Source organism: Paenibacillus sp. PastF-3 (assembly GCF_029893135.1).
Classification (GTDB): domain Bacteria; phylum Bacillota; class Bacilli; order Paenibacillales; family Paenibacillaceae; genus Paenibacillus_AQ; species Paenibacillus_AQ nitricinens.
In genome coordinates, this window is the sequence record NZ_JARXWM010000041.1 from 1 (window position 1) to 1,392 (window position 1,392).

Annotated in this window: 2 protein-coding genes; both read right to left on the bottom strand. The window is 45.3% G+C overall.

From position 1 onward, the window contains the following. Positions 1-59: 59 nt before the first annotated feature. Complete coding sequence (locus tag M2444_RS33395) at positions 60-959, bottom strand: IS3 family transposase (RefSeq protein WP_348536939.1); 900 nt, start codon at positions 957-959, stop codon at positions 60-62. A gap of 35 nt (positions 960-994) precedes the next feature. Beyond that, positions 995-1,318, bottom strand: coding sequence for a transposase (locus tag M2444_RS33400; RefSeq protein WP_280789142.1), 324 nt, complete (start codon positions 1,316-1,318; stop codon positions 995-997). Positions 1,319-1,392 lie beyond the last annotated feature (74 nt).

A 1,392-nucleotide genomic window follows, 5' to 3' on the forward strand; every position in this document is an offset into this window, starting at 1 on the left:
CCGGTTCAGCCCCTTAATTATGGAGTCATTCTCTTGAAATCTCAGGTTTTCACAGTTTCTTAAAGTGAGATTTTCACCTCTCCCATTTGGCCTGCTCTCCAAGCCGCATGGTATTGGTTAGGACTCAATCGGTTTAAACTACCGTGAAAACGTCGCTCGTTGTAAAATCCAATGTACTCCGCGACGGTTTCATACGCTTCTTCAAAGGTTTCAAAGTACATTTTTCTGTACAGATCTCGTTCTAAAATGCTGTGGAAAGACTCAATATATGCATTCATATTCGGCGTTTTGGGCGGTATTCGTTCATGAATAAGGGGCTCATCCTTGTCCATACACATCTCTGCAAAAGTATGACTGAGAAATTGCGGCCCATTATCCGAGCGGAGAATGGGCATGGCTTCTCCAAGCTGTACACGCTGCTTCAAGGCCTGCTTAATGGTCGCGCAGATCTCCTTGGCGCTGCAGCTTGCACCCAAGTGGTATCCGACAATACAGCGGTCAAAAACATCGATCATATCAAAGATAAAAAAGAAGCGGTCATAGCCATGAATGTATCCATACTTAATATCCATTTGCCAGAGTTGGTTAGCTCCTGTAACGATACGGTTCTGGGCAAGCCGTCTTGGATATTTCACCTTTTTGTCAGGCTTCTTTTGTAGCAGCCCTAGCTTTTTACAGAGCCTGTAGGCCTTCTTGTGGTTCAGAATTAAGTCATGCTGGATATAAAGGGCGTGTGCCAAGTTACGGTAACCATAGCCGTGTTCCTCGCCTGCGACGAGTTCGCTTAGCCACTCTCCAATCTGCTCATCGCTGACCTTTTGGCCGTCTTTCGTCAAGGAGTAGGCAGGGATCGGTCTTCCGACTTTTCCAAAGGTTTCAGTGGACTTCTCTTTGCCTTCTTGACGCTGTTTACGAGCATAGTAAGTCGATTCCAGCACACCTACCATTCGAAGCACCACCGATACCGCATAGCCCCGCTTAATGCTTTCATCGGCTATTTCCAGTTTGTCTTGTAAGCGGGGTTGGTCTTTTTTAGCAGTTCACGCAGGAGTTCAATCTCCAGATCCTTTTCACCCAGCAGTTTAATAGCAGTATCCATCTTGTTTTCTAACTCTTGAACACGCTTAGCATCTTCGATACGTTCGTTAACAGATGGCGTCGCCTGTTCACCAAATCGTTCTTTATAGAACTTTACCCAGTTCGTAATCGTGCTAGGGGAAACCGAATATTTACGGGCGAGGAAAGATAACTTTGTTCCATTAATCGCTTCTTGAGCAACTTTGATCCGTTGTTCGTCGTACAGCTTGTTACTTTTCATGAACCTCATCCCCTTCTCTATTAGTGTACCTTATTTCATCTTTAGGACTCCAATTCGATTAGGGGGCTTGAGAG